Genomic DNA, 22,390 nt, shown 5'->3' with positions numbered 1-22,390 from the left:
CACAAGGGGGAGGGGGCAAGAGTGGCACCGCCGAAACCTGCCGAAACGCCAAGGTATTTGCGAAAGGGTACGGCAGGTTAAGCCCCTCCCCCTTGTGGGGAGGGGTTTGGGGCGGGGTTTTTGAAACCAAGCCCTCTCTTGAATGACAGAGACCTGGAGCCGCCAACAATGACACCCGCCGTCCGTTTCCAGCAGGTATCGCGCCATTTCGGCCAGGTTCGCGCCGTCGACGGCGTCGACCTCGAAATCGCGCCGGGCGAGTTCTTCGCCATGCTTGGGCCCTCCGGTTCCGGCAAGACGACCTGCCTTCGATTGATCGCCGGTTTCGAGCAGCCGACATCAGGCCATATCCAGATCTTCGGCGAAACGGCCGACGGTGTTCCGCCCTATCGCCGCAACGTCAACACCGTGTTCCAGGACTACGCGCTGTTTCCGCATCTCAACATTCTCGACAACGTCGCCTACGGGCTGATGGTCAAGGGCGTCGGCAAGGCGGAGCGGATGAAGGCGGCGGGCGATGCGCTCGAGCTCGTCAAGCTGCCGGGTTACGGCGCCCGCCGCCCAGGGCAATTGTCCGGCGGCCAGCGGCAACGCGTGGCGCTCGCCCGCGCCCTCGTCAACAAGCCGAAGGTGCTGCTGCTCGACGAACCGCTCGGCGCGCTCGACCTGAAACTGCGCGAGCAGATGCAGGAAGAATTGAAGAGCCTGCAGCGCGCGCTCGGCATCACCTTCGTCTTCGTGACGCACGATCAGGGCGAGGCGCTGTCGATGGCCGATCGCGTCGCCGTCTTCAACGACGGCAACATCGTCCAGCACGGCACGCCGCAGGATATCTACCGCTGCCCGAAGACCCGTTTCGTCGCCGATTTTGTCGGCTCCTCGAACGTCATCGCCCCTGACCTGATGGCCTCGCTCGGCGGCGAGAAACGTTGGGCGAGCCTGCGCCCCGAGGCGATCCGGCTGGCCAGCGACGGCATCGAGGCGAAAGTCGAACATGCAAGCTTCCTCGGCGCGGCCACCCGTCTCAGCGTCGATCTCAAGGGCAACCGGCTGCATGTCATGCTGCCGGCAGGCGCGCCGGTGCCGGATGTCGGCGCCGGCATCCGTCTCGCCTGGCAGCCGGCCGATATCCACTACATGGACGACGCGGCATGACGGCGCTCACCATGTCAGACAGCAAAACATCGATCCTTCCGGGGCGTAGTGGGTTTTTCGGCCGAATGTCGGATGCCTTCTGGCGGCACCCGAAGCTCTTACTCTTTCTGATGCTGACGCCGCCGCTGCTCTGGCTCGGCATCATCTATATCGGCTCGCTGATCGCCCTGCTTCTGCAGAGCTTCTTCTCGATCGACGATTTTTCCGGGCTGGTGAATTACGAATTCACCCTTGCGACCTACGCCCAGCTTTTGAGCCCGACGAATTTCGACATCATCATCCGCACCGTCGTCATGGCGGCGCTGGTCACCGTCGCTTCGGCGCTGATCGCCTTCCCGATCGCCTATTATGCGGCCCGTTATGCGCAAGGCAAATGGAAGGTGCTCTTCTATCTCGGCGTCATGCTGCCGCTGTGGTCGAGCTATCTCGTCAAGATCTACGCCTGGAAGCTGATCCTCGCCAAGGAGGGCATCCTCACTTGGATCTTCGAGAAGCTCCATCTCTCCTGGCTGCTCGACGGCGTCCTGAACCTGCCCGTCGTCGGCGGCAATTCGCTCTCGGTGAGCTACCTCGGCACCTTCATCGTCTTCGTCTATGTCTGGCTGCCCTATATGATCCTGCCGACGCAGGCGGCCCTCGAGCGTGTGCCCGGCAACCTGATCGAGGCATCGGCCGATCTGGGCGCCACACCGCACCAGACCTTCCGCACCGTGCTGTTGCCCTTGGCGCTGCCGGGCATCGTCGCCGGCTCGATCTTCACTTTCTCGCTGACCTTGGGCGATTACATCATTCCGCAGATCATCGGCTCGTCCAGGCTGTTCATCGGCCAGGCCGTCTATGCCCAGCAGGGAACGGCCGGCAACGTGCCGCTCGCCGCCGCTTTCTCCGTCGTGCCGATCGTCATCATGGCGCTCTATCTCTCGCTCGCCAAGAAGCTGGGGGCTTTCGATGCGCTCTGATCTCAAGACCTCGCCGCTGCCGCTAAAGATCGCCGCTGCCGTCGGGCTGCTCTTCCTGCATCTGCCGATCCTCCTGATCTTCGTCTATGCCTTCACCACCGAGGAGAAGAGCTATCAATGGCCGCCGCCCGGCCTGACGCTGCAGTGGTTCGCTGTTGCCTGGAACCGGCCGGACGTCTGGGCGGCGCTCGGGCTTTCCGTGCAGGTCGCCGTCATCGCCACCGCGATCGCGCTCATCCTCGGCACGCTTTGCGCGGCCGCTGTCAGCCAGACGAAATTCTTCGGTCGCGAGGCAATCTCGCTGCTGGTCATCCTGCCGATCGCCCTTCCCGGCATCATTACCGGCATAGCGCTGCGTTCGGCCTTCAGCCTGTTCGACATCCCGTTTTCGGTCTGGACCATCGTGCTCGGCCACGCCACTTTCTGCGTGGTCGTCGTCTACAACAATGCGGTCGCCCGATTCCGCCGCACCTCCGGCTCGCTGATCGAGGCCTCGATGGACCTCGGCGCCGACGGCTTCCAGACCTTCCGTCATATCATCCTGCCGAATATCGGCACCGCCCTTCTTGCCGGCGGCATGCTCGCCTTCGCACTGTCCTTCGACGAGGTCATCGTCACCACCTTCACCGGCGGCCAGCAATCGACCTTGCCGATCTGGATGCTCGAAGAACTCATCCGCCCGCGCCAGCGCCCGGTCACCAATGTGGTCGCCATGGTCGTGGTGCTCGTCACCTTCCTGCCGATCCTGGCAGCCTATTACCTCACCCGCGACGGCGACCAGATCGCCGGCGCCGGCAAATAACAGGGAGAACATTCATGGATATCCAGATGCTGATCGGGTCCCGTTTCGAAAAAGGCACGGAGACGGAAGAGCACATCCTGAATCCGAAGACCGGCGAGACGGTGATCGACCTTCCAGAGGCCTCGCTCTCCCAAGTCGATGCCGCCGTCGACGCCGCCGAAAAAGCCTTCAAGAGCTGGTCGCAGACGACGCCGGGCGAGCGCTCCGCTTACCTGCTGAAGATCGCCGACGCGATCGAGAAGGACGCTGCCGGTTTCGCCGCGCTGGAAGCGTTGAACTGCGGCAAGCCGATCAACTCAGTGCTGAATGACGAAATCCCGGCGATCGTCGATTGTTATCGCTTCTTCGCCGGCGCCGTGCGCAACCTGCACGCGCCGGCCGCCGGCGAATATCTGCCCGGCCACACCTCGATGATCCGCCGCGATCCGATCGGCATCGTCGGCTCGATCGCGCCGTGGAACTATCCGCTGATGATGATGGCCTGGAAACTGGCGCCGGCGATCGCCGGCGGCAACACCGTCGTCTTCAAGCCTTCCGAGCAGACGCCTCTGACGGCGTTGAAAATGGCGAAATTGCTCTCCGACATCCTTCCCGAAGGCGTCGTCAACGTCATCCTCGGCCGCGGCGAAAGCGTCGGCAACGCCCTGATCAACCATGCCAAGATCGGCATGATCTCGATCACCGGCGATGTTGCCACCGGTAAAAAGGTGCTGCAGGCCGCCGCCAAGACGGTCAAGCGCACCCATCTTGAACTCGGCGGCAAGGCCCCGGTCATCGTCTTCGACGATGCCGATATCGATGCCGTCGTATCCGGCATCCGCACCTTCGGCTATTACAATGCCGGCCAGGATTGCACCGCCGCCTGTCGGATCTATGCCGATGCCAAGGTCTACGACAATTTCGTCGCCGACCTCTCCTCGGCCGTCGCGAGCATCCGCTTCAACCAGGCAGACGATACCGAAAACGAAATCGGCCCGCTGATCTCCAGACGCCAGCGCGACCGCGTCGAAAGCTTCGTCGCCCGCGCCTCCGAACACAAGCACATGGAGATCACCACCGGAGGCAAGGTCTCCGGCGACAAGGGTTTCTTCTTCACCCCGACCGTCATAGCAGGCGCCCTGCAGGACGACGAGATCGTCCGCCGCGAGGTCTTCGGCCCGGTCGTCTCGGTCACCCGCTTTTCCGATACTGACGACGCCATCGCCTGGGCAAACGACAGCGATTACGGCCTGGCCTCCTCCGTCTGGACCAAGGATATCAGCCGCGGCATGAAGACCGCCGCCCGGCTGCAATATGGCTGCACCTGGATCAACACGCATTTCATGCTGGCCAACGAGATGCCGCATGGCGGCCTCAAACAGTCGGGCTACGGCAAGGACATGTCGGCCTACGCGCTGGAGGACTACACCGCCGTGCGCCACGTGATGATCAATCACGGCTGATCGGGGAACACCCATCAGCACCGGGAGGGGCACGCGAAGATCAGTGCTTCCATTCCGACGACCGGGAACATTTTCCCGGTTGCCGCGTCTTCCCAGGCACAAGCAAAGGATGACGCCATGCTGAAATGGGCTCTGATATTCTTCGTGATTTCGATCATCGCCGGGTTCTTCGGCTTCACCGGCGTGTCCGCGGCCACCGCCACGGTTGCCCGCGTTCTCTTCGGCATCGCGCTGGTGATCTTCCTGATCTTCCTCGTCCTTGCGCTGATAGCCGGCCAGGCGATCTTGTAAGCGGAATAGTGCGGCAGCGAGCGTGGACGTGGAACATGTCCACGCTCTTTGACTCCGGCTATTTCAACTCCGCAAGGAGCGCATCGGCGCCTTTCCGCACGCCGACCATCGAGGCATCCATCGCCGTGAAGCTTGCACCGATATTCATCGCATTCGGATATTGCTTGGTGACGTAGGAAGACAGGAGACGGTTGCTCGCAGCATCATAGATCTCCACGGCATAATTCACCGAGCCGGTCATCGAGCCTTCGCGGCCGCGCACCGCTTGGACGGTGTTGTACAATCCGCCGGCAACGTCGATGCGCGTGACCGTTCCGAGCACCGCCGTCGTTGATTTCGCGCCCGTCAGCGTCAGATGCAATCTCAGCGTTGCCGGAGCAGGGGTGCTGACGACGGCAAAGCGCGTCTTCAATTTCTCCGTGAATTGCTCCTGCATATAATTGGCGAGGAAGATCCTGTCCTTTTCGGAGACCTTGCCGAACTGATTGTCAGGGCCGCTATAGACGGTGACCGGATCGACGATGATCCTGTTGTACTGGCTCCAGTTGACATTCGTCTGATAGCGATACGGCACGCGGCCGGTTTTATCCCCAGTGTTCGGTTGAAGCTGCGATGCCGAAGCAAGTCCGGCATACACCGTGGGGTCAGGGGTCGTGCATGCGGCCACGCTCAAGCAGGCGAGCAGCAATGTCGCACCGATTTTCAAACTTTCTATCAATGACTTGGCTCCAGCTTCGGAAATGCCGAACGGCATCGGCTGGCACCGGTTTTATGGAATTCGAATGTTGCTGTGTTTGTTATGATATGCGGAAATGTTCGTAAGCCGCCTTTGCGGCGAAGCGGCGCGGCGCGACGTGTGACAGCGCCATCGTCCGGCCGGCAGTCAGTGTGATGAAGAAACCGGCGGCGAGCCTTCGGCTTGGATCAGTTGAGGGGCGGAAGATCGATGACGACGATCAGGCCGCGTGGGTTCCCGTCCACCAATGTCAATTGTCCGTTGTGCGCTTTGGTGACGATCCCTTGGGCGATCGGAAGGCCAAGCCCAAGCCCCGAACCGCCTTTGGCGCCGATCTGCCGCGATTTGTCGGCTTTGAAGAATGGCTCCAAAACCTTCGCCTTCAGTTCGTCCGTCAGGCCGGGACCATTGTCCCTCACCTCTATCCTGATCCCGCCATCGGCACGGCATTGTAAATCGATTTCGACTTGCGTTGCGTAGCGGGACGCGTTTTCGACCAGATTGGTAATCGCCCGGGTCAGCGCCTGCGGTTTGCAGACAAATGCCAGTCGCCGCGGACCGGTGAACCGCGCATCGACGCCGGTGTCGGAGAAATCGGTCGCAATCGTCTGCAACAGGCTTGAGATATCGACCTTTCGATCGACCGCCCGCACCGACGGATCTTTGAAATAGGCCAGGCACTCGTCGATCATGAAATTCAAAGTGGCGATATCGGCGAGCATCAGGCTGCGCAGTTCCGGCTCGGAGGAACGCTCGGCACGCATCCGCAATCTTGTCAGCGGTGTCCTGAGATCATGCCCCACGCCGCTCAACACTCTTGTTCGATCTTCCGCCATGCTCTGGATGCGATCGCTCATGACATTGAGCGATTCCGCCAGGCTGCGGATCTCGGCTGCGCCATCCGGTTCGAAAGGCTTTTCCAGGCTGCCCTCTATGCTCGCGCGTTTGGCAGCGGCGGCAAAGCGCCTCAGAGGTTCGGTAATGAGCCGGCTGCTGAAATATGCGAGCAGCACCAACGGGATGACGATTTTCAAAAATCCGCTGGCAGCGGCCGGAACGAACCACAGATAACTGGGAAAGATCGGCAGTTGAAAGCTGAGAGCACGCTTCTCGTCAATTCCGACCGTCAGCACATCGGGATGCGATTGCCCCATGACGAACCGATGCAATGCCGTCAAAACATTGTCGGCGAGCATCGCGTCGATACGCGCCACGAGGTCGCCGGGAGACAGGCGTTGTTCCCTTGCGCGAGGCCGATCCGGGGACGTCCGTTCGACCGCAACGCCGAGTGCCGCAGCTCTCTCGAGGACGGCGTCTTCGTCTTGCGCCGAACCTGCCTGGGCAAATTGCTCCGCAATCGTCGCCGCTCTGGCAGCAAACAGGCCGTTTTGAAACCCGCGATCATGACGGCCGTAAATATAGGGCTCCATCGCGGTCGCCACCACGGAAACCAGCACGACAAGAAAGGTCGCCAGGATGAGAATCTGGTTTTGGATCGAAGCGCGCCGAAAATTTCTCACGAGAGGCGCTCCACCTTGGATGCGAAAAGATAGCCCCCCAGCCGCACCGTCTTGATGAACGTCGGGTCTTTCAAATTAGGCTCTATCTTTTGCCTGACCCGGCTGATGTGGGCGTCGATGCTGCGCTCCACCGGCCCCGCCGATCCGGCATGTGTCATCGACAGGAGCTGTTCGCGCGTCAGAACCTTGTTCGGATTGCAGCAGAAGGCCAGGAGAATATCGAACTCCGCCGTTGTCATCGAAACCTGGGCGCCGTCCGCATCGAGAAGTTGACGGCTTTTGGGATCGATGCGCCATCCCGAGAAGGTCATCGGCGCAAGCGTTTCCTCGTGATGGTGGGCATAGGACGATCTGCGGAGAATGCTCTTGATCCGGGCCAAGAGCTCGCGGGAGTTGAAGGGTTTCGTCACATAGTCGTCCGCACCGAGCTCCAGACCCAGAATACGGTCGATATCCTCCTGGAGCGCCGTCAGCATCAGGATCGGCACCGAGCCCGACGTACGAAGCCGCCTGCAGATGCTGAAGCCGTCCTCCCCCGGCAACATCGCATCGAGGACGATGAGATCGAATTGCTGCCGCGCCATCATCCGGTCCATCGCCGCGCCGGTCTCCACCGACGAGGCCGCGAAGCCGCTGCTCCGCACAAGATCCACCAGCATGCCGGCGATCGCCGGATCGTCTTCGACGATGAGAATATGAGCCTGATTGGGAACTGCCATTTCATACGCCATCGTCGTTCACTCGTGCCGGAAGATATCCCGTCGGCGCGCAACTATCACATTTCACCGCGCCGACACGGCTCCGCCTTCAGGATATCAACGATCGTGCAATGCTACATTTCATAATGTTGCGATATGTTGCGGGCAACCGTCCGGTCAAAACTGGCTTCGGGGGTCGCCGCTGATTTTCACATCATGATCTCCGATCGCGCTATCGATGATGACGGTGGCGATGAAACACATCCGAATGACCAGCAGGCAAAAGAACATCAAAGAGACGGCCGCCATCGTATAATGTTTCAAAGCCGAGCGCTTGGGGAGCCGTGCGGTGAGCGTATGGAGAGCGTTTCTGATCAGCCGGCCGATTGCCACGAACAGAAACAATGCCGTGATGATATACCCGCTTGCCGCGGCCGCCCCGAGCAGCTGGAACATGAAAAGACACCCGCACCACGTAAAAATTTCCGGCTTCGGAATAATGCTTTCAAGCCGACGTAATCCGGACAGACGCAGGGCGGGCGGGCGAAGAGACCGGGCCGGATCATCTGAATCCGGCAAAGACTGGTCCGTCGGCGATGGGGATGCCGCCACGCTAATCGACCCTTTCCGCACTGGGCGCGGCACGGCGGCTGAGAAGAAGCGATGTGGCAGCGCGCCAGCGGGATGCCTTCGCCGCGCCTGCCATTGTTGCCTCACCGACCGCCGGGGTCGTCTGCACTGCAGGAATCCTGTTCGCCCTTGTTTCGCTCAGCGCGCCGATCCTTCTCAGAAACGCGTCGCTGTCGAATTCCTTCGAAGAGGAAACCGACTTTGCAGTCGATTGGACGGAATGGAAGAACACCTCGATATTGACGACCGGTATCGTCTTGATCTTCCGGATCATATCGATATCCGATCGCATCGTTACCGCCAGGAAATATCGATCCGACCGCAGCGCGTCGAAAAGCTCCGGCACCGAGGATACGGCCGTTGCGGCATGGCCGTTCTCATTCAGTTGCGAGACGATGTCGCCGGCGGCGCCTTTTGCGAGAAAGACGAGGATCGGCTTTTGCTGTTTGCTTTGCACATAAGACGTCATAGCTACACTCCTGACCTGTCGCCGGAAGTCTAGCGCGCATCGACGCTTCGGTTTGTTCGGTTTTATTCGATTTTATTGCGCCGGGGCGTTCACCGGCGCCCGCCCTCGAAGGCGATAAAACTCGCTCGCATCACGACAACACCGCCCCCAGCCAGGGATGCATTCGGTCTGCCCGCTTTCTCAGCAGCCTGTCGATCGATATCGACCCCGCCCCTGAAGCCGAAAGCACGAACATGCCGCCGGCAATCGCCAGGTCCTTTTCGAAATGCAGCAGTTCGTTCTGGCTGGCAAAATTCGTGTGAAAGAGCAAGGCCGTCGCCAGGCAGAAGAAGGCCAGCGCCACTGCGCCAAGCCGGCAGAAGAAGCCTGTCGCCACGCAAAGACCGGCGCCGATCTGAAGGGCGATGACGGCAAGCGCCACCGGCGCCGACAGCCCCAGTTTTGCGAAAGTGTCGATCGTTGCGGTGATATCCGAGGCGAGCACCGAGCCTTCGTGCAGGAAGATCAGCGACAAGAGCAGCCTGCCCAGGAGAAGAATGAGATCGGCCGGTCGGAGCCGGCTTGGGGCATTTTCCATCATATCCTCCCGCTTGAAGAGAGCAGGCGGTTCGGCCACCTGCTCTTGCGTTTATATGCTCGTCAATTGCCATTCTTGGCCGTGATGGCCTTTTGCAGGTCTTCGAGCTCTTCGCAGCCGCTCGGGCAAAGCTGCTTCAGCGATGCCACCTGCTCCTCAGCCTTCGCCATCTCGCCTGTTTCGACAAAGAGTTCGCCGAGATACTCACGTGCCGCCTTGTGATCGGACTGAAGCTCCAGGGCCTTGGTGTAGTAGGTCAGCGACGTTTTGTAGTCACCGGTCTTGCGCAGCGTATATCCCATCAGATTATAGACATCTGCCTGCTGATTGTCCTCGGCGAGGCCGCGAAGCTCCGCTAGGGCGCCGACGTAATCCTTGGCATCGATCTTGGCGCGCACCGACCTCAGGTCGGGAGCATCCGTCGATTGCATGTTGTCGACGGCAAAGGCCGGAAACGCCGTCACCGCGGAAAAGCCGGCGGATATGGCACAAAGCCAGATGAATCCGAGAATTGCATATTTCATGATGATCTCCTTTCGAACTTTCAGGCCTGGATTGTCGGTGTGAAGCCATAGGCGCTTCCGTCCTTGACGAAGGTGCCCGAGCCGGGGAAGGGGAAGTGCGAGCCGCAAATGGCGATATTATCGGCAATGATGCGGTCGATGAGACGGCGCCGCGTGTCGATTGCCATCGGCCCGTCCTGGTCGTAGCTGCCCTGCCATTCGGGATGGGGCGCAAGCAGCGCCGGCACATACATGATATCGGCCGAGACTAGCAGTTGCTTGCTGCCCGAGATGACAAGATAGGTCGAATGACCCGGCGTGTGGCCGGGCGCGGCAAGAAGCCGTATTCCCGGTGCAACCTCGGCCCCGTCATCCACCAATCTCCAGTTCTTCCATTTCGGAAAGACGTCGGCGATGCGCTTGCCGGCCGGCTTGCGGCCTTCGGCAAGCTTCTCGACCCGGCCGGGCTCCGTCCACCAGTTATATTCGACGGCGTTGACGATGAGTTCGGCGTTCGGGAAGACAGGATCGTTCGTTCCCTTTTCCATCAAGCCCCAGACGTGATCCGGGTGGAAATGCGAGAGCATAATCGTGTCGATCTTCTTGTAGTCGATGCCGGCGGCTGCCATGTTCGCCGGGAGGTGCGTGGCATTCGCCTGCCACTGACCGACGCCCGAGCCGGCATCCATCATGATTAAGCGGTCGCCGAGCTTCAGCACGACCACCGTCAGCGGGATCGGCATGAATTCGGTCGTCAACCCCGCCTTGGAAAGCGCCTCCTTGGTGTCTTCGATCGAGGCGTTCTTGATGAAAGTCGGGTCATGCGGTTTTTTCCAGATGCCGTCGTAGATCGCAGTGACCTCGACATCCCCGACCTTGTATTTAAAGAAGCCGACCATCGGCTCCAGCGGCGCTGCGGCGAGCGCCGGCATGACGAATTCGAGCTTCGACGACAGGCCGAATGCCGCCGCAGCAGCAGCCGAGCCCAGCACGGCGCGACGTGACATGGTGAACATGAATATGCCTCCTCTTGTTGATGGCATTTCCGGTCGCGAAGACAGCAATTGCTCAGATGTCCTCGCTGACGAACTAGATCGCCGGCGAAGAGCGCTTATTCCCGACCCCTGGCGCCTTTCCTTCAAGCAATTGAAACTGCTTCATCATTTCTCTTGAACGTGACCGATGCCCATCGGCGCGCAAATAAATTGGCGTCGACATGGAATAAAATCGCGCGCCGACCGGTCTAGACGGCAAGGGACCGCATTGCAGAACTGCGGGTCTCACGCCTAAATTCGGCTGCTCTTGAGGCAGGTAGGATCATGACAAACGCTCAGATCGCCTATCCAGTCGCATCGAACGACTGGTCGTTGCCGGCCCGGCAGGGGTCGCAGCTTCGCATTCGACCCTCACTGCTGGCAGTGCTTCTCGGCGGCGCGGCACGGCTGTTCCATCTCATGGTCTCGGAAAAAACAAACGGCGATCGGGTCGCTCGAGCAGCCGGTGCGACTGCGCAGCACGAGTCCCTACAGCGCTTCCAGCACATGATCGTTCCGCATCTTGACGCCGCCTATAATTTTGCTCGGTTCCTCAGCCGCGACGCCGATGCCGCGCAGGACATTGTTCAGGAAGCGTTCCTTCGCGCCTACCGCAATTTCGAAACCTACCGCGGTGGCGACCCGCGCGCCTGGCTCTTTGCCATCGTCAGGAACTGCTGCCATGCCTGGCGCCAGCAGGATCGGCGCAAAGCGCGGTTCGAGCGGCATCTCGGCGATGACGGTGATGCCCATCTCGACGAAGTCGAAGGGTACCAGGTCGCCTCGGAAGAGGATTCGCCGGAGACGGCGACAATCCGGCGAAGCGAGCAGCAGCGCGTGCGCACTGTTATCAGCCGGCTTCCGGAAGCGATGCGGGAAATCCTCGTCTTGCGCGAACTTGAGGATCTTTCCTATCGGCAGATCGCCGAAATCATCGATGCGCCGATCGGCACCGTCATGTCGCGGCTTGCCAGGGCACGGCGTGAATTTGGCGAAGCCTGGGATGCTTGCAGCAAAAGCGAGACAGCGGGATGAGTGAGGCCCAACAGAACGGCTGCCCCGAATGGCGCGTCATGCTGCACGGCTTTGTCGATGGCGAACTCGATTCCATCAGTGCCGCGCAATTCGAAGATCATCTTGCCACCTGCGCGAATTGCAGGGCTGAGATGGAAGGGGTCCGTGCCGTGAAAAAAATCATCGACCAGGATGGTGTCAAATGGCGACCGCCGGAGGCGCTGCGTTCGCAGGTCTTGTCAATGCTGTCTTTCGAACAGATGGCAACGGCATCCAGCCTGCCGCGCCAGCCGACCGTCTGGCGCCGTGCCCTTGATTTTATAAGGCAATGGAGCTTCGTGCCTTCGCTTGCGGTTCTGGCAACGGGCGCCTTTCTGTTCGCCAACGCACCGTCGCAGACCCTGCTTTTGCAGGACCAGATCATGGCAAGCCATGTCAGATCGATGATGGCCGATCATCTGACTGACGTGCTGACCTCCGATCAGCACGCCGTAAAGCCCTGGTTCAACGGCAGGATCGATTTTTCCCCACCGGTGAGCGATCTCGCCAAGGACGGCTTTCCGCTGGTCGGCGGGCGTGTCGATTATATCGATGGCCGTTCCGTCGCGGCCCTGGTCTACCGGCGCCACGGTCACGTCATCAACCTGTTCATCTGGCCGGCGGCATCGACCGCGCAGGCGACCACCGCGCATGACGGCTACAACATGAAGCGGTGGTCTGATGGCGGGCTGGTATTCTGGGCGATTTCCGATGTCGCCGCGGGCGATCTGGCCGAGTTCGAGTCCTTTTTCAGGGCGGCGGCGAGAGCATGATGATCTAAAGCAGGCTCGCCCCGACGTTGATCGCCAGTGCCAGGATCGTCGTGTTGAACAGGAAGGACAGCACGGCATGCAGCAGCGTCAGCTTGCGCATGCTGGTCGAACTGACCGCAACATCGGCGGTCTGGGCGGCCACGCCGATGGTGAAAGAGAAATAGAGGAAGTCCCAGTAGCCGGGCTCTTCGATCCCGTCGGGAAATTTGAGACCGCCCTCCTCGTCCGCCCCGCCATAGAAATAATGGGCATAATGGATGGTGAAGAGCGTATGAAGGAAGATCCAGGAGATCAGGATCGTCAGCACCGCCGCACCCGCCCGCGCCAGCGCAACGTCGGGCGCCGCCTCCTTGATCGAATGAAGCTCGATGCCGATGCCGGCGATGCTGGCAATGGCAGCGCCGATCGAAAGAGCCAGCAAGACGGTGTCGGAAAAATCGAGATCCGCGGAGCGTTTCCGGATGCTTTCGACCGTCGCCCACAACATCTTGCGCCAGCTGAGCACGACAAAAATGCCGGCGCTGACATTCCAGCCGAACAGGATGTTGCCGGCGCTGACCTCCCGCGAGGTCGCAGCCAGGAAGATCACCAGTCCGGCAACAAGGGCAATGATGAAGCTCGCATGCTTATCGGCAAATGCCGCAAGCGAATTTGCCCGTTCCTCATCCGCCATATCGGTCTCCGACAGCATATGCCCTTGATAACAGCACGAAAAAGGCGCGCCTGCCAGCCGGCAGCCGCGCCTCCGATTCTATGCCGTGCCTTATCAGGCGGCGGCGAGTTGCAGTTCCTTCTGCACCATGGCGCGCAACGTTCCGAGATCCTTGGCGAAGGCGCGGATACCTTCGGCGAGCTTTTCCGTCGCCATCGCATCTTCGTTCATCAGCCAGCGGAAGGTCTTCTCGTCGACCGAGACCTTCGGATCCGGCTTGCGGCTTTCCGGCGAGAGCTTGCGCTCCAGCTTGCCCTCATCCTTGGCGAGCTCGTCGAGCAGGTTCGGGCTGATGGTCAGGCGGTCGCAGCCGGCAAGGGCTTCGATTTCGCCGGCACTGCGGAAGGAGGCGCCCATGACGATCGTCTTGATGTCGTTGGCCTTGTAGTAGTTGTAGATGTCACGGACGGAGATGACGCCCGGATCTTCCTCGGGGCCGAATTCCTTGCCGGTTGACTTCTTGTACCAGTCGAGGATACGGCCGACGAAGGGCGAGATCAGGAATACCTTGGCGTCGGCACAGGCGATCGCCTGGGCCTTGCTGAAGAGAAGCGTCAGGTTGCAGTCAATGCCTTCCTTCTGCAGCACTTCCGCCGCGCGGATGCCTTCCCAGGTGGAAGCGAGCTTGATGAGGATGCGGTCCTGATCGATGCCGCGATCCTTGTAGGCAGCGATGATCGCCCGCGCCTTGGCAAGCGAAGCTTCGGTATCGAAAGACAGATCGGCATCGACTTCGGTCGAGACGCGGCCCGGGACGAGCTTCACAAGTGCTGCGCCGACGGAGATGGCGAGACGGTCGGCAACGGCGGAGGAAACGGCTTCGGGATTGCCGCCCTGCTTTTTGCCCCAGGCGACGGCTTCCTTGATGGCGTCGGCAAACATCGGCGTGCCCAATGCCTTCAGCACGATGCTCGGGTTGGTCGTGCAATCCACAGGCTTCAGGCGGGCGACGGCTTCGATGTCGCCGGTATCGGCGACGACGGTGGTAATCTCGCGGAGTTGGTCAAGCTTGGATGTCATGGTCAATAATCCTTGTTGAACTTGGGCTGCGACCGGTGCGAGTTCCGCCCGGCAAAGGTGATCTACCGAGAGGTAGTTTGCATGCTGCAGGCGAAAATCCGCGCATCCGTCACGGCTGATTCAGAAACGCAAAGGACAGTGGCGGTGTTCCGGCGAACAAACGTCCGCTCGAACGCAGACAACGCCTGCGGCTGGAAGGCCGGTCGTGACTTTCGGCATGCCCGCACTATGTCCTCCTCGGACGGACAGAACGACTTCGTGTCGCCAGGACTATCGCCGTTCGCCCGAGGGAAAGTCAAGGACATTTGTGCATTTCAATTGACATAAGTGTCACACCCGTCATTATCCCCTTCAACAAACGCGCCGCGACAGCCGTTCATCCCAAAAGGGATTTGGGGCCGGGAATTCGGCTGGAGGAAATGTGGTCAAACTCAAACGCGGCACGCACACGGCCTATTCCGAGGCATCCTCACTGCGGCTGAGGGCGGCGTGGCTCTATTACAATGAGGGCCTGACCCAGAAGGACGTCGCCGAACAGCTCGGCATCAGCCGCACCACCGTCATCCGCCTGCTCGACGAGGCGATGAAACGCAGCGAAGTGCAGATCTGGATCAACGATTCGATCGGCGACTGCGTCGAACTGGCTGTGAAGCTGGAGCGCGCCTACGGCCTCGACGAGGCGATCGTGGTGCCGGCATCGATCCATGGCGATGTCAATTCTCTGGCGAGGAATGTCGGCCTGGCGCTTGGCCAGTTCCTTTCCGAAGCCATCCCCGACGACTATACCATCGGCGTCGGCTGGGGCCGCACCATGACCGCCTCGCTGTCGAGCTTCCGGCCGCCGCGCCGCGCCAATTGCAAGGTCGTTTCGCTCTTGGGCGGTATCGTCGCCGTGCACCAGACGAACCCGATCGATTACACATGGCGGCTGGCCAATCAGCTCGGCGCCGAATGTTATATGTTCCTGGCGCCGCTTCTCGTCGATTCCATCGAGACCAAGCGCAATCTGATCGAAAAATGCGGTCTGGACACGATCTACCGTCTGGCCGAGAACCTCGACCTGGCGATCGTCAGCTGCGGCGATATCGGCCCGCATTCGACCTCGCTGTCGGAGGGCTGGATATCGAAGGCCGAGTTGCAGGAGCTGATCGATGCCGGCTGCGTCTGCGACACGATGTTCAACTTCCTCGACAAGGACGGCAATTCCGTCGACCACTCGATCAATCGGCGCGTCATGTCCGTCGATCTCGATACGCTGAAGGAAGCCAAGCACATCGTGCTCTCCTCCGGCGGCGCCCATCGCGCCATCGCCATCCGCGCCACGATCAAGCGCATCGGCTGCAACACGCTGATCACCGATGAAAGTGCCGCCCGGGCCTTGCTGGATTTGGCCGAAACATCACCGCCGGCCTCATCGCCCCAGCGGGGAGAAATGCCGGAGCGATAAGCGACGAACGATCCCCCGCTCAGGCCTGTGCCGATTCCCAGCCAAGCATCGCCCGTTTGCGGGTGAGGCCCCAGTGATATCCGGTCAAAGCGCCGTTCTTGCCGAGCGCCCGGTGGCAGGGCACGACGAAAGAGATCGGATTTGCCCCGACCGCAGCCCCCACGGCGCGCTGCGCCGTCGGCCGGCCGATATCGTTGGCGATATCGGAATAGGTGACCGCCTTGCCGAACGGGATCTTCAGCAGGCTCTGCCAGACACGCACCTGGAAATCGGTGCCGATCAGCACAACGCGCAACGGCTGCTCGGAGGACCATCTGCCGGGTTCGAAAATGCGGGCGGCATAGGGAAGCGTCGCCTGCAGGTCTTCGACATAACAGGCATTCGGCCAGCGGCAGGTCATATCCTCGAGGCATGCCCGCTCGTCGCCGGAATCGCTGAAGGCAAGGCCGGCAAGGCCGCGGTCGGTCACCATGATCAGCGCCATGCCGAAAGGGCAGATGTGGAAACCGTAGCGGATGGTGAGACCGCCGCCCTTGGCTTTCCATTCGCCGGGCGACATCGCTTCGTGGGTAACGAAGAGATCGTGCAGCCGGCTCGGTCCGGAGAGGCCGACCTCGATCGACGTCTCGAGCAATGGCATGTCTTCCTTGCGCAGCAGCCGCTTGGCATGGTCGAGCGTCACCGCCTGTAGGAAGCCCTTCGGCGACAGGCCGGCCCAGCGGGTGAAGGTCTTCTGCAGCTGCGTCGGCGACTGATTGAGCCGCGCGGCGATCGCCTCCAGCGAAGGCTGGTCGCGGTAGTCCTCGGTGATGAGTTCGATGACCCGACGGACGATATCATAATCAGGGCCGTCAGGCGTGATGTCTGTCTGCAGGTTCGCAATCATATCCATGGTCTTTCTCCTTGTCACAAGGAGATAATCAATAGGGGGTGAGCAAACCACCCGATTCTTGCACATCCGCCCGATAGAGCAATGCCAGGAAAAGTGCGAAGCGGTTTTCCCAGGCAAAGCGTGAAACGCTTTTGCCGGGAATTGCGTAAAAACAAAAGCTAGAGCGGTTCTGCGCCTCCGGGAAGAGCTGAACCGCTAGCTCAGATCCGCTGCTTGACCGTCGCCAGCGCCCCCTTGAAGGCCTTGGCGAAGCTTTCGCGATCGTCGGGATTGAGGAAGGAGCCGATATCCGTGCGTCGGCCCTCGCCGAAAATATGCATGGAGAGGATGCCTATCTCCTGGTGGCGGCGAACGCGGAAGCGCGCCCAGAACGGATTGAAATGATGCTCCACCATCCGCCCCGAGGGCGCAAACTTGCGCACCGAAACATCCGTGCGCGACACCGTGACCTCCTCGCGCGCCCTGCCGGAGCGGTAGCTCAGCCAGAAGGCGCCATAGAGAAGCGCGAAGTCCAGACCGAAGAAGAAGCCGATCGGCCAGGCGCCGGTGGCGATGAAGAACATGCCGTAGAGGAAGCAGACGGCACCCGACAAGGCAAGCAGCACCTTGAATCCCCGGCGCCCGAGCGACCGGTGGGGAAAGAGTTCGGCGGCGAAAACAGGCTGCTCGTTGAAGCTGTCGGCGTTGCTTTCCATCATAGCCGGCGAGTATAGATTCCCCATGGCGAATCCGAAACTTAAATCCGTTGGCAAACCGTCGCAAAACTCGAATGTGATCGCCCGCCACAATCCGGCGGCGGCAGTGAAGACCGCTTATTCGCCGGCCGAGCGTGAGGAGATCTTCCGCCGCTTCTCGGTGCAGCGGCCGGAACCGAAGGGCGAACTCGAGCATAGCAACCCCTTCACCCTCGTCGTCGCCGTCGCCCTATCGGCGCAGGCGACCGATGTCGGCGTCAACAAGGCGACACGCGCCCTCTTCAAAATTGCCGATACGCCTGAAAAGATGCTGGAACTCGGTGAGGAGAAGGTTCGAGACTACATCAAGACGATCGGGCTTTATCGCAACAAGGCAAAAAACGTCATTGCACTGTCGCAGATGCTGGTCGATCAATTCGGCGGCACGGTGCCGGAGACGCGCGACGAACTTGTGAGATTGCCGGGCGTCGGCCGCAAGACCGCCAATGTCGTGCTGTCCATGGCCTTCGGCCAGCCGACGATGGCCGTCGATACCCACATCTTCCGCATCGCCAACCGCATCCGGCTTGCCCCCGGCAAAACGCCCGACGAAGTCGAGGCGCGGCTGATGAAGGTGATCCCGAAACATTATCTTTACCACGCCCATCACTGGCTGATCCTGCACGGACGCTATACCTGCAAGGCACGCCGCCCGGAATGCGAGCGCTGCGTCATCGCCGATATCTGCAAATCGCCGGAAAAGAGCTGGGATATGGCGGCGCCGCTCGTCGAGCTACCGCCGCAGGTGATCGGCGAGGCCGTCGAATAGGGCGGGGCGTCTCCGCCCTGCCCGGCTGAACCTCAGGCGCGCACACCGGTTTCACGCGCGGAAATCAGCTTGTGCAGATGCACCATCATGCCGGCGGCAAACAGCGGCGTGAGAAGATTGACGAACGGGATCGCCAGAAACAGCGCGATCACCAGCCCGCCAAGAAAGACGGTGGAGGCGTGTTTGGCGCGGAAGAGCCGCGCCTCGTCCGGCGAACGGAAGCGCATGGCGGCGAATTCGAAAAATTCCCGTCCGAGCAGATAGCCGTTCACCAGAAAGAAGGCGATCAGATTGACGCCGGGGATGAACAGCAGCAGCAAGGCAACGATATTGCCGAGGATCACCACGCCGAGGAACTTGATCGAGCTTGCCATCGCCGGGCCGAGCGGCATGGCAGTGCCCGGCGCATCCGCGGGATAGTCGCGTTTTTCGACGACTTCGGCGACATCATCGAGAAACAGGCCGGCGATCAGCGCCGTCACCGGCGAAAGCAGCAGCGCCAGCATCAGCGCAAGGCCGATACCGGCAACGATCGCGAAGATGAAAGCGAGCCATCCCGCCCAATCCGGCACATCGGGAAAGAAGCTCGTGAGCCAGGGAAAGAGGAAAGCCATGAAGGCCCCGCGCAGCGCGAACCACAGACCGACCAGCACGAGGACTGTCAGGCCGAGCACTTTCCAGAAGACTGCGCGTGTTTCCGGCGCGAACAAATTGGCGAGGGATAGGCGAGCGGCGTCAAGGATCATGTCTCGGGCGTCTCCGGTTGCGCGGAAGATGTAGGAAAGATGGAGACCACCCACAAGAGAGAATAAAATTGCAGGTGATAATAGAAAACTTGTCGAAAATTAAATGCTAATATAGTATTGTCGCGTATCAAATATGCATGAGCCTGAGAAGCAGCTTCCGAAATAGTTGCAAAGACGAGGGGTCGCAACAGCGCGTCCGCGGAACGCCTCTGAGGAAAAACGGGGGAGGCTGATGTGGAAGACTTTGTGCAAAAGCTCAGGCAATACGTAAAAACCGGCACGCCGGCCGAACGCCGTATCGCGAAATATTTTACCGAACATTTGAATGACCTGCCATTCGAGACAGCGGCGTCCGTCGCCGACCGGCTGGATTTGTCGCCGATGACCGTCGGGCGCTTCCTGCGCGCGCTCGGCTATCAGGGATTGGACAGTGTCAAAGTGGAAATTCGCGAGACGGTGACGACATCGCCGGCGCAATTGCAAAGCGCCATGAGCGAACTGCATCACGACGCCGCCGAGGGCAAACCGCTTGCCGTGCTGGTTGCCGAACAGATCCAGGCGCTCCACCATATCTATCATCTGACGGCGCAGCCGCACTGGTCAGAAGCCGTCAGCCTGATCAGCACGGCCCGCGAGGTGTCGATCGCCACGCATGCCCGGCTTGCGAGCCTTGCCCACCATTTCTGTCAACGGCTGACGCAAGCCCGTGACGGCGTGCGCACGCTCGACGGCGCCGACAACCGTTTTGCCGAACTCTTCGCCCGGCTGGCGGTCGACGACGCGCTGCTCGTCATTATCGATTGTCGCCGCTTCGCCAAGGCACGCCTGCTTGCCCGAACCGCACGGCGCTACGGCTATAAGGTCGTGCTCATTTCACCGCAGCAAGCAGATTGGATGGCCGACCAGTCGAATGTCATGCTGCCCCTGCCGCCGGCGCGCGCGCCCGATCTCGACAATCTTCCGCCGCTGATCGCGCTGCTTGATTGCCTGTCGGAATCCGTCATCCTTGAAGTCGGAGAAGAGGCAGGACTTCGCCGCCGCCGCATGATGGAATTCGCGACCGTCCTTGGCGAAACCGCCAATCACTGAAGACTACTCCATCGCCTCCAGCTCGGCGCGATGGCGGTACATCGCGAGAAGGCGGCGATAATCGCGGTCGTAGAGGGCCTGCTTCGCCGTGTCGGGAAGCCGTTCCTCGCCGCCCGGATACATCGCCTCGCCGGCGGCCGCCAAATCCCTGTGCATGCCGCAGGCGACGGATGCGGCAATGGCCGTGCCGAGCAGCACCGCCTCGTTCATCTTCGGCACCACGACCTTACAGCCGGTGGCGTCGCTATAGAGCTCCATCAGCACCGGGTTTTTCACATGCCCGCCGGCAATATGCAGCGTATCCGGCACGTAGCCGTATTCCTTCATCTTCTCCAGGATGTGGCGGATGCCGAGCGCAATCGCCACCGCCGTGCGCCAATAGAGCGCGCAAAGCCCATCGAAAGAAGCATCGAGCGTCAGCCCGCTGACGACGCCGACGGCATGCGGATCGGCCAGCGGCGAGCGGTTGCCGTGAAAATCCGGCAGTACGAAAATCCGCGCGCCGAAGCCATCACCCTCCTCGGCCCGCAATTCGGCGATGCGCGCGACGATCTTTTGATGCAACGCCGAGGTCGGCTCGCCGCCCGCCGCATGCATGCGCACGATGTGATCGAGCAGCGCACCCGTCGCCGATTGCCCGGCCTCGACCAGCCAGCATTGCGGGAAGACCGCCTCATAATAGGGGCCCCACATGCCATGGCTCGGCTTGCGCTCCTGCGAAAAGGCAACGATGCAGCTCGACGTGCCGGCAATCAGCGCCAGCTGGTGTTCGCGTTTGACAGGATCGGCGGCATAACCGCCGAGTGAGCCGAGCGCCCCTGCATAGGCGTCGATCATCCCGGCTGAGACATGGCAGTCCGTGGTCAGCCCGAGCGCTTGCGCCGCATCCGCTGTCAACTGGCCGACACTGCCTCCGACAGCGATCGTCTCATCCGGCAGGTGGCCGCGCGCCTGAAGGTCCTCGAGGCCGATCCGCTCCAGGAAATCCTGCTGCCAGCCCTTTTCGAGATGGGCGAGATAGTTCCATTTCGCCGTCAGCGTGCAGCGCGAACGGGCAAGCGATTCGGTCGACTTCCACGTCATGAAGTCGGCAAGGTCGAAGAAATAACCGGCCTTCTCCCACGTGGTGGGCAGTTTTTTCTTCAGCCACATCAGCTTCGGCATTTCCATCTCGGGCGACATGACGTGCCCGGAATGCTCGAGCACCCGGTGCTCCGTCGCCGTGCAGAAGTCGGCCTCCTTCAGCGCCCGGTGATCGAGCCAGACGATCGTGTCGAAACGGTTCTCGCCGCCTGTGGAAACACTGATCTGCCGCGCCTCGACGTCACGCACGACGAGCGAGCATGTGGCATCGAAGCCGATCGCGCCGACCGAGGCTGGAGCAACACCGGAATGCTCCATCGCCCTACGCACGGCCGTGCAGGCGGCGGACCAGATATCTTCGGAATCGTGCTCGGCATGGTTTTCGCGCGGCCGGTTCATCATGATCGGATGTTCGGCCTTGGCGAGCAGGCGGCCGCGTGCATCGAAGACGCCGGCGCGCGCACTGCCCGTGCCGATATCCACCGCAACCACATGATCACGCATCAAATCTTGGTCCCGTCCAGCTTATGGTTGCGGACAAGGTGTATCAAATCCGGCATGGCGTCAAACACCACGTCAGGCGAAAGACGATCGAGTTCGGCGCGATATCCGGCGAAGTTGGCGTGCGATCCGCCGGTGAAGGCAAAGACCGTCATGCCGGCCGCCTTGGCGGCGGCAATGCCGGCCGGGCTGTCCTCGACGACGAGGCAATGCGCCGGCTCGACCTGCATTTGGCGCGCCGCATGCAGGAAGAGATCGGGCGCCGGTTTGCCGCGCTTAACCATCGTCGCGCTGAAGATGTCGGGCAGCCTGTCGAGGAGCCCGGTCACCGACAGCGACAGCCGAATCCGCTCCATCTGACTGGACGAGGCGACGCAGCAGGGGACACCGAGCCCGTCGATCGTCGCGGCGATACCGTCGATCGGCTTCAGTTCGGTGCGAAAACGAGCGTAAAGGTCGGTGCGAATGCGCTCGAGAAATTCCTCGCTGGCATGGACGTTGAATTCTATTTCCAGCGTATCGATGAGGGTCGACAGGCTGCGGCCGAGAAAGCGCTCATAGGCCTGATCCTCGGTGATCGAGACGCCGAGATCGTTCATCGCCGCGACCAGCACGCTGATCGAGATCGGCTCGCTGTCGACGAGCACGCCGTCGCAATCGAAAATGACCAGCCGTGGTTCAGCATCAGCCATGAAAGACCCAACCTGAGTTCAATTCGCACGCAACCGTCCCGCTTCGCTCGCAAGGCTGGACGG

24 protein-coding genes and 1 pseudogene are annotated in these 22,390 nt (G+C 61.0%); 10 read left to right on the top strand and 15 right to left on the bottom strand.

Annotated elements, in window-relative coordinates:
* Positions 1-168: 168 nt before the first annotated feature.
* The 5 genes from CO666_RS17275 to CO666_RS17255 all read left to right on the top strand — a co-directional run bounded on the left by CO666_RS17275 (position 169) and on the right by CO666_RS17255 (position 4,649).
* Entirely contained in the window at positions 169-1,155 is a 987-nt protein-coding gene (locus CO666_RS17275) for an ABC transporter ATP-binding protein (protein WP_097613318.1), read from the top strand.
* Positions 1,152-2,114, top strand: coding sequence for an ABC transporter permease (locus CO666_RS17270; protein WP_097613316.1), 963 nt, complete (start codon positions 1,152-1,154; stop codon positions 2,112-2,114). The genes CO666_RS17275 and CO666_RS17270 overlap by 4 nt, the downstream gene beginning before the upstream one ends.
* The gene (locus CO666_RS17265; RefSeq protein WP_097613314.1) at positions 2,104-2,916 is read left to right on the top strand and encodes an ABC transporter permease; all 813 of its coding nucleotides are present in this window, start codon (positions 2,104-2,106) and stop codon (positions 2,914-2,916) included. The genes CO666_RS17270 and CO666_RS17265 overlap by 11 nt, the downstream gene beginning before the upstream one ends.
* 14 nt (positions 2,917-2,930) lie before the next feature.
* The gene (locus CO666_RS17260; protein WP_097613312.1) at positions 2,931-4,358 is read left to right on the top strand and encodes a gamma-aminobutyraldehyde dehydrogenase; all 1,428 of its coding nucleotides are present in this window, start codon (positions 2,931-2,933) and stop codon (positions 4,356-4,358) included.
* 117 nt (positions 4,359-4,475) lie between these two features.
* On the top strand, positions 4,476-4,649 hold the full coding sequence (locus tag CO666_RS17255; RefSeq protein WP_097613310.1) for a DUF1328 domain-containing protein: 174 nt from the start codon (positions 4,476-4,478) through the stop codon (positions 4,647-4,649).
* 58 nt (positions 4,650-4,707) lie between these two features.
* Here CO666_RS17255 and CO666_RS17250 read toward each other — a convergent pair whose 3' ends face one another.
* The 8 genes and pseudogenes from CO666_RS17250 to CO666_RS17215 all read right to left on the bottom strand — a co-directional run bounded on the left by CO666_RS17250 (position 4,708) and on the right by CO666_RS17215 (position 10,798).
* Positions 4,708-5,367 (bottom strand): DUF3313 domain-containing protein, encoded by a 660-nt coding sequence (locus CO666_RS17250; protein ID WP_097613464.1) that lies wholly within the window; start codon positions 5,365-5,367, stop codon positions 4,708-4,710.
* A 165-nt stretch (positions 5,368-5,532) separates the two neighbouring features.
* Positions 5,533-6,905, bottom strand: a pseudogene (locus tag CO666_RS17245) (ATP-binding protein).
* Positions 6,902-7,624: a response regulator gene (locus CO666_RS17240; RefSeq protein ID WP_179869702.1), complete on the bottom strand. Its 723-nt coding sequence runs from the start codon at positions 7,622-7,624 to the stop codon at positions 6,902-6,904. The pseudogene CO666_RS17245 and the gene CO666_RS17240 overlap by 4 nt, the downstream one beginning before the upstream one ends.
* Positions 7,625-7,780: 156 nt before the next feature.
* Positions 7,781-8,059 (bottom strand): hypothetical protein, encoded by a 279-nt coding sequence (locus CO666_RS17235; RefSeq protein ID WP_097613307.1) that lies wholly within the window; start codon positions 8,057-8,059, stop codon positions 7,781-7,783.
* Between the two features lie 157 nt (positions 8,060-8,216).
* Entirely contained in the window at positions 8,217-8,702 is a 486-nt protein-coding gene (locus CO666_RS17230; RefSeq protein WP_097613306.1) for a hypothetical protein, read from the bottom strand.
* A gap of 130 nt (positions 8,703-8,832) precedes the next feature.
* Positions 8,833-9,282 (bottom strand): DoxX family protein, encoded by a 450-nt coding sequence (locus tag CO666_RS17225; RefSeq protein ID WP_179869706.1) that lies wholly within the window; start codon positions 9,280-9,282, stop codon positions 8,833-8,835.
* Positions 9,283-9,341: 59 nt separating this feature from the next.
* On the bottom strand, positions 9,342-9,806 hold the full coding sequence (locus tag CO666_RS17220; protein ID WP_179869705.1) for a tetratricopeptide repeat protein: 465 nt from the start codon (positions 9,804-9,806) through the stop codon (positions 9,342-9,344).
* A gap of 17 nt (positions 9,807-9,823) precedes the next feature.
* Positions 9,824-10,798, bottom strand: a complete 975-nt coding sequence (locus CO666_RS17215; RefSeq protein WP_097613303.1) for an MBL fold metallo-hydrolase — start codon at positions 10,796-10,798, stop codon at positions 9,824-9,826.
* Between the two features lie 300 nt (positions 10,799-11,098).
* Here CO666_RS17215 and CO666_RS17210 point away from each other — a divergent pair, with 300 nt between their 5' ends.
* Together CO666_RS17210 and CO666_RS17205 are read left to right on the top strand one after the other, a co-directional pair.
* Positions 11,099-11,851: a sigma-70 family RNA polymerase sigma factor gene (locus CO666_RS17210; RefSeq protein WP_179869704.1), complete on the top strand. Its 753-nt coding sequence runs from the start codon at positions 11,099-11,101 to the stop codon at positions 11,849-11,851.
* A complete protein-coding gene (locus CO666_RS17205; RefSeq protein ID WP_097613299.1) occupies positions 11,848-12,642 on the top strand; it encodes an anti-sigma factor family protein in 795 nt (264 codons plus the stop codon). Before CO666_RS17210 ends, CO666_RS17205 begins: the two co-directional genes overlap by 4 nt.
* A gap of 4 nt (positions 12,643-12,646) precedes the next feature.
* On the opposite strand, the gene CO666_RS17200 is transcribed toward CO666_RS17205, so the two are convergent.
* Both CO666_RS17200 and tal read right to left on the bottom strand, forming a co-directional pair.
* On the bottom strand, positions 12,647-13,315 hold the full coding sequence (locus tag CO666_RS17200) for a DUF1345 domain-containing protein (protein WP_097613298.1): 669 nt from the start codon (positions 13,313-13,315) through the stop codon (positions 12,647-12,649).
* A gap of 93 nt (positions 13,316-13,408) precedes the next feature.
* The gene (tal, locus tag CO666_RS17195; protein WP_097613297.1) at positions 13,409-14,374 is read right to left on the bottom strand and encodes a transaldolase; all 966 of its coding nucleotides are present in this window, start codon (positions 14,372-14,374) and stop codon (positions 13,409-13,411) included.
* A gap of 421 nt (positions 14,375-14,795) precedes the next feature.
* Here tal and CO666_RS17190 point away from each other — a divergent pair, with 421 nt between their 5' ends.
* On the top strand, positions 14,796-15,821 hold the full coding sequence (locus tag CO666_RS17190; RefSeq protein WP_097613296.1) for a sugar-binding transcriptional regulator: 1,026 nt from the start codon (positions 14,796-14,798) through the stop codon (positions 15,819-15,821).
* A gap of 19 nt (positions 15,822-15,840) precedes the next feature.
* Here the strand turns inward: CO666_RS17190 and CO666_RS17185 are convergent, their stop codons facing one another.
* Together CO666_RS17185 and CO666_RS17180 are read right to left on the bottom strand one after the other, a co-directional pair.
* Complete coding sequence (locus CO666_RS17185; protein ID WP_097613295.1) at positions 15,841-16,713, bottom strand: methylated-DNA--[protein]-cysteine S-methyltransferase; 873 nt, start codon at positions 16,711-16,713, stop codon at positions 15,841-15,843.
* A gap of 200 nt (positions 16,714-16,913) precedes the next feature.
* Positions 16,914-17,411, bottom strand: coding sequence for a DUF2244 domain-containing protein (locus tag CO666_RS17180; protein WP_097613293.1), 498 nt, complete (start codon positions 17,409-17,411; stop codon positions 16,914-16,916).
* A 22-nt stretch (positions 17,412-17,433) separates the two neighbouring features.
* Here CO666_RS17180 and nth point away from each other — a divergent pair, with 22 nt between their 5' ends.
* The gene (gene nth, locus CO666_RS17175; protein WP_097613292.1) at positions 17,434-18,216 is read left to right on the top strand and encodes an endonuclease III; all 783 of its coding nucleotides are present in this window, start codon (positions 17,434-17,436) and stop codon (positions 18,214-18,216) included.
* Between the two features lie 32 nt (positions 18,217-18,248).
* On the opposite strand, the gene CO666_RS17170 is transcribed toward nth, so the two are convergent.
* Positions 18,249-18,962 (bottom strand): sulfate transporter family protein, encoded by a 714-nt coding sequence (locus CO666_RS17170; RefSeq protein WP_097613290.1) that lies wholly within the window; start codon positions 18,960-18,962, stop codon positions 18,249-18,251.
* A gap of 234 nt (positions 18,963-19,196) precedes the next feature.
* Between CO666_RS17170 and CO666_RS17165 the strand changes: the two genes are divergently transcribed.
* Positions 19,197-20,051 (top strand): MurR/RpiR family transcriptional regulator, encoded by an 855-nt coding sequence (locus CO666_RS17165; RefSeq protein ID WP_097613288.1) that lies wholly within the window; start codon positions 19,197-19,199, stop codon positions 20,049-20,051.
* A gap of 3 nt (positions 20,052-20,054) precedes the next feature.
* Here the strand turns inward: CO666_RS17165 and CO666_RS17160 are convergent, their stop codons facing one another.
* Together CO666_RS17160 and CO666_RS17155 are read right to left on the bottom strand one after the other, a co-directional pair.
* Positions 20,055-21,638 (bottom strand): FGGY-family carbohydrate kinase, encoded by a 1,584-nt coding sequence (locus CO666_RS17160; protein WP_097613287.1) that lies wholly within the window; start codon positions 21,636-21,638, stop codon positions 20,055-20,057.
* Positions 21,638-22,327, bottom strand: a complete 690-nt coding sequence (locus tag CO666_RS17155) for an HAD family hydrolase (protein ID WP_097613285.1) — start codon at positions 22,325-22,327, stop codon at positions 21,638-21,640. The genes CO666_RS17160 and CO666_RS17155 overlap by 1 nt, the downstream gene beginning before the upstream one ends.
* Positions 22,328-22,390: the final 63 nt, after the last annotated feature.

It is taken from the genome of Rhizobium chutanense (assembly GCF_002531935.1).
In the GTDB taxonomy this organism is placed as follows: Bacteria; Pseudomonadota; Alphaproteobacteria; order Rhizobiales; family Rhizobiaceae; genus Rhizobium; species Rhizobium chutanense.
The sequence above is the reverse complement of the archived record's forward strand: the minus strand, read 5'-3'. Positions and strand labels throughout refer to the sequence as shown.

Bases quoted from the DNA above. Each gene is read 5' to 3' on its own strand.
- CO666_RS17275 (WP_097613318.1), top strand. From the start codon at position 169: ATGACACCCGCCGTCCGTTTCCAGCAGGTATCGCGCCATTTCGGCCAG.
- CO666_RS17270 (WP_097613316.1), top strand. From the start codon at position 1,152: ATGACGGCGCTCACCATGTCAGACAGCAAAACATCGATCCTTCCGGGG.
- CO666_RS17265 (WP_097613314.1), top strand. From the start codon at position 2,104: ATGCGCTCTGATCTCAAGACCTCGCCGCTGCCGCTAAAGATCGCCGCT.
- CO666_RS17260 (WP_097613312.1), top strand. From the start codon at position 2,931: ATGGATATCCAGATGCTGATCGGGTCCCGTTTCGAAAAAGGCACGGAG.
- CO666_RS17255 (WP_097613310.1), top strand. From the start codon at position 4,476: ATGCTGAAATGGGCTCTGATATTCTTCGTGATTTCGATCATCGCCGGG.
- CO666_RS17240 (WP_179869702.1), bottom strand. From the start codon at position 7,624: ATGGCAGTTCCCAATCAGGCTCATATTCTCATCGTCGAAGACGATCCG.
- CO666_RS17235 (WP_097613307.1), bottom strand. From the start codon at position 8,059: ATGTTCCAGCTGCTCGGGGCGGCCGCGGCAAGCGGGTATATCATCACG.
- CO666_RS17230 (WP_097613306.1), bottom strand. From the start codon at position 8,702: ATGACGTCTTATGTGCAAAGCAAACAGCAAAAGCCGATCCTCGTCTTT.
- CO666_RS17225 (WP_179869706.1), bottom strand. From the start codon at position 9,282: ATGATGGAAAATGCCCCAAGCCGGCTCCGACCGGCCGATCTCATTCTT.
- CO666_RS17215 (WP_097613303.1), bottom strand. From the start codon at position 10,798: ATGTTCACCATGTCACGTCGCGCCGTGCTGGGCTCGGCTGCTGCTGCG.
- CO666_RS17205 (WP_097613299.1), top strand. From the start codon at position 11,848: ATGAGTGAGGCCCAACAGAACGGCTGCCCCGAATGGCGCGTCATGCTG.
- CO666_RS17200 (WP_097613298.1), bottom strand. From the start codon at position 13,315: ATGGCGGATGAGGAACGGGCAAATTCGCTTGCGGCATTTGCCGATAAG.
- tal (WP_097613297.1), bottom strand. From the start codon at position 14,374: ATGACATCCAAGCTTGACCAACTCCGCGAGATTACCACCGTCGTCGCC.
- CO666_RS17185 (WP_097613295.1), bottom strand. From the start codon at position 16,713: ATGGATATGATTGCGAACCTGCAGACAGACATCACGCCTGACGGCCCT.
- CO666_RS17180 (WP_097613293.1), bottom strand. From the start codon at position 17,411: ATGATGGAAAGCAACGCCGACAGCTTCAACGAGCAGCCTGTTTTCGCC.
- nth (WP_097613292.1), top strand. From the start codon at position 17,434: ATGGCGAATCCGAAACTTAAATCCGTTGGCAAACCGTCGCAAAACTCG.
- CO666_RS17170 (WP_097613290.1), bottom strand. From the start codon at position 18,962: ATGATCCTTGACGCCGCTCGCCTATCCCTCGCCAATTTGTTCGCGCCG.
- CO666_RS17160 (WP_097613287.1), bottom strand. From the start codon at position 21,638: ATGCGTGATCATGTGGTTGCGGTGGATATCGGCACGGGCAGTGCGCGC.
- CO666_RS17155 (WP_097613285.1), bottom strand. From the start codon at position 22,327: ATGGCTGATGCTGAACCACGGCTGGTCATTTTCGATTGCGACGGCGTG.